The organism is Elstera litoralis, assembly GCF_000963705.1.
Taxonomy (GTDB): Bacteria; Pseudomonadota; Alphaproteobacteria; order Elsterales; family Elsteraceae; genus Elstera; species Elstera litoralis.
The window spans coordinates 1-3,880 of the sequence record NZ_LAJY01000407.1; the positions used below are offsets into that span (position 1 = coordinate 1).

Annotated in this window: 4 protein-coding genes and 1 pseudogene; 4 read left to right on the forward strand and 1 reads right to left on the reverse strand. The window is 59.8% G+C overall.

Going from position 1 to position 3,880, the window contains the following annotated elements; genetic code table 11:
- Positions 1-166 (reverse strand): PadR family transcriptional regulator (locus VZ95_RS29350; protein ID WP_045776499.1); only part of this gene is annotated, 166 nt, incomplete at its 3' end.
- Positions 167-276: 110 nt separating this feature from the next.
- Between VZ95_RS29350 and VZ95_RS14555 the strand changes: the two genes are divergently transcribed.
- From VZ95_RS14555 to VZ95_RS14570, 4 genes and pseudogenes are all read left to right on the forward strand, one after another.
- Entirely contained in the window at positions 277-867 is a 591-nt protein-coding gene (locus VZ95_RS14555; RefSeq protein ID WP_198148318.1) for a ferric reductase-like transmembrane domain-containing protein, read from the forward strand.
- A gap of 36 nt (positions 868-903) precedes the next feature.
- Positions 904-1,299 (forward strand): hypothetical protein, encoded by a 396-nt coding sequence (locus VZ95_RS14560; protein ID WP_045776501.1) that lies wholly within the window; start codon positions 904-906, stop codon positions 1,297-1,299.
- 118 nt (positions 1,300-1,417) lie between these two features.
- Positions 1,418-2,708: pseudogene (ahcY, locus tag VZ95_RS14565) on the forward strand (adenosylhomocysteinase).
- A 342-nt stretch (positions 2,709-3,050) separates the two neighbouring features.
- Positions 3,051-3,878 (forward strand): hypothetical protein, encoded by an 828-nt coding sequence (locus VZ95_RS14570; protein ID WP_156995318.1) that lies wholly within the window; start codon positions 3,051-3,053, stop codon positions 3,876-3,878.
- Positions 3,879-3,880 lie beyond the last annotated feature (2 nt).

Genomic DNA, 3,880 nt, shown 5'->3' on the forward strand with positions numbered 1-3,880 from the left:
CCTCCAGCCGATGCAAGGCCGGGTAGATGGTGCCTTCGGGCAGATCGAAAGTGCCGCCGCTGCCCGCCCGAATCGTGTCGATAATCGCATAGCCATGCGCCTCGCCCGCCCGCAGCGCCGCGAGCAGGATCGTATCGAGATGGCCTTTGAGCATTTCCGCGTCCATCCCCGCAGCATAAGCCTAGGCTTGCTAGGGTTCAAGAAAGTGTTTATACCTAGCAACACGATACCTCACGTTACTAGGCTAGGAAGAATATGATGCGCCGAGGCCCTATTTTGCTCTTGCTCACCGCCCTCGCCTTGAGCGCCGGGAGCGCGCTCGCCCTGGCGCGTGCCCCCGATTTGACCGAAGCGCTGCGCTGGATCATTCGCGGCACGGCGCGCACCTCCCTCGCGCTCTTCCTGCTGGCCTTTCTCGCCGCCCCTCTGCAAACCCTGTGGCCGAGTGTGGCAGCGACCGGATTGCTGCGCGTCCGCCGCTGGCTGGGGCTGAGTTTCGCCCTCTCCCACGCGGTCCATGGGGTGGCGATTATCGGCCTCGCCCAACACGCCCCGGCGCTGTTCTGGACGCTGACCAACCCCGGCTCCATCGTCAGCGGCGGCATGGCCTATGGCTTCATTCTGCTGATGGCCGCGACCTCGTGGAACGGCGCGGCGCGCTGGCGGGGCGGCAGGCCGTGGCGCGCGCTGCACCGCACCGGGCTATGGTTTCTGTGGATCAGCTTCGCCGTCGCCTTCGGTAAGCGCGTGCCCGTCGATCCGCTCTATGGCGTCGCCCTCGGTTTGCTCGCCGTCGCGGGCCTGCTGCGCCTCGCCGCCTTTTGCACCAAGCGCCGGAGGAAAGCAGAAATTCTCGCGCAAGGGTGATAGGATCGGACAGTTTTTCGCTTAAGGAGATTGGGTATGCCCCGCCTGTCGATCGTGCTGACCGCCGCCGTTCTGACCCTTGCTGCCACCGCCACCCTGGCGCAAACGCCGCTGCCGAACGGCGTGCCGAGCCTGCCGAAAGTCGCAGCCCCCAAAGTGGAAACGCCGAAGCTCGGCACGCCCGCCCCGAAGGCCGATGTCTCGACCGCCGCCAAAGCCGCCGCCCTGACCAAGGCCCTGCCCGGCCAAAGCTTTACCGATCTCGCCTTGGCCGAAAAAAGGCTGCGGCGGCAAGAATTCGGTCGTCTGGCTCAACCCCAATTCCGGCAAATCCTTCGAGCCGGGCAACCGCTATTTCGGCAAAACCAAAGACGGTGCCTATGCCTGCGCGGGCGAGGCGGCAAAGTCGGGTTTCATCGGCGCGAAGAATAAATTCTAGCGCTTGCCCTTCCGCTGGCACGTCCGTATAAGGAGGCGACATAAAGGTATCTTTATGTCCTGATACATGCTTGCTCCCCCCGAAGCAGGCCGTGCCGCCGGAAGGAAGATCATGAGCGCCGATTATAAAGTTAAGGATATGTCCCTGGCCGATTGGGGCCGTAAGGAAATCCGTATCGCCGAAACCGAAATGCCCGGCCTGATGGCCCTGCGCGCCGAATATGGCAAGGCGCAGCCGCTGAAGGGCGCGCGCATTGCGGGCTCGCTGCATATGACCATTCAAACGGCGGTTCTGATCGAAACCCTCACCGCCTTGGGCGCGGAAGTGCGCTGGTCGTCGTGCAATATTTTCTCGACGCAAGACCAAGCCGCCGCCGCAATGGCCGAAGCCGGGATTCCGGTTTTCGCCTGGAAGGGCATGTCGGAAGAAGAATTCTGGTGGTGCATCGACCAGACCATCGAAGGCCCGAACGGGTGGCGCCCGAATATGGTGCTGGATGACGGCGGCGATTTAACGCTGGTGCTGCATCAGCGCTTCCCGGCGTTGCTCGATGATATTCGCGGTATTTCGGAAGAAACCACCACGGGCGTGCATCGCCTCTATGAAATGTCGAAAGCGGGCACGCTGAAGGTTCCGGCCATCAATGTGAACGATAGCGTCACCAAGTCGAAGTTCGACAATCTCTACGGTTGCCGCGAAAGCCTGGTCGATGGCATCAAGCGCGCCACCGACGTGATGATGGCCGGTAAGGTCGCCGTGGTGGCCGGTTATGGCGACGTGGGCAAGGGCTCCGCCGCCTCGCTGCGCAGCCAGGGCGCGCGGGTGATGGTAACGGAAGTCGATCCGATCTGCGCGCTGCAAGCCGCGATGGAAGGCTATCAGGTCGTCACGATGGAAGAAGCCGCCCCCTTGGGCGATATCTTCGTCACCGCCACCGGCAATATCGACGTGATTACCCTCGATCACATGCGCGATATGAAAGACCGGGCGATTGTCTGCAACATCGGCCATTTCGATAGCGAAATCCAAATCGGCTCGCTGCGGAATTACAAATGGGAAAATGTGAAGCCGCAGGTGGATGAGGTCGTCTTCCCGGACGGCAAGCGCCTGATCGTCCTGGCCGAAGGCCGCTTGGTGAACCTCGGTTGCGGCACGGGCCACCCGAGCTTCGTGATGTCCGCCTCCTTCACCAATCAGGTGCTGGCGCAAATCGAACTGTGGCAGAACTCGGCGAATTACGAGCGCAAGGTTTACACCCTGCCGAAGCATCTCGACGAAAAAAGTCGCCGCCCTGCATCTCGCCAAAGTTGGCGCGAAGCTAACGCAACTGACCGTCGCCCAGGCCGATTACCTCGGCATCGACAATCAAGGGCCGTATAAGCCGGAACATTACCGCTACTAAACGGTGGCTGGTTTCGAGTGTTGAGAAACGGGGTCGGCAACGGCCCCGTTTTTTCATGCCTGGGCAAGATCGGCACAACGCGGCGTTGCAGAAGAATGGTTAAAAATTTATAATAATGCCTTCTGCCGACTGATCGTGAGAGTTCAGCCCATGCGCCTGTGCCAGACTCTTGTGATCTGTGGTTTCGCCCTAGCCTTGGCAAGCTGCGCCACGCAACCAGCCCTGCCGCCGAACGCGACCGTCGCCGATGTTGCGAAGGCAATGAAAGGCCTATCGCCGCGCGATCCGGCCTATCAAGAACTGCTCGACCGGCTCGCCGACCCGGTCCGCACGCCGCCAACGGTGGAAAGCGAATATAACCGGGCGAATGCTCTGTTTAACCGCGCCCGCGCCTTCGAAACGCTCACGCCGCCCGATTGGGTGGCCGCGAATAACGACTATAAACGCGTGATTACCGAGTATGGGCAAAACCCCGATGCGGTGATTGATCTGATCGTGAGCGCCTCACTCCTCAACGCCGCGACCAATACAACGAAGATTGACCCCCGCCGCCTGCCCGAAGCCCTGGACGGCTACAATCAGGTGCTGGCCCGCGTGCGGGAGACCCGTGGGGCCAAAGCCCAGGAGTTGGCCGTTCTCGCCTATCACAATATGAATTTTGACCTGCGGCAAGGAACACCTGAACAACGCAAGCAGGGGCTTGCTGGGTTCGAAACTCTTGTCCAGCGCTACCGCACAAGCCCGCTGCCGGAGGTGCGCCTATGGGTCGTTTCGGCGCTAGTCAACCTTGCCGATGAAACCCAGGAAACACCCTCAAAGGCCATTGCCTATGCTGATGACGCGCTGACGCTTACGTCAGCCCTTGCAGCAGGCGTTCAAGAACGATGGAAAGCCGAGGCGGCCCTTAAGAAAACCGGCGGCCTCTTTAAATTGGGAAAAAATGATGATGCCCTCAGCCTGAGCCGATCCTTGTTTGAAACGAATTACAATTCTACCAATATTATTCAACGGCGCATTGCGGCGCGGGCCGCCCTCAATATTCTTGTCTATCAGCGTGATACATTTCCTAAAAAGCTGGCTGAAATAGAGGCAATCAATCAAGAAATTCAAACAAAATTCGCTAAAGAGACTGATAGATCAATACAGATTTTCAAACTACGATCCTTTTAATC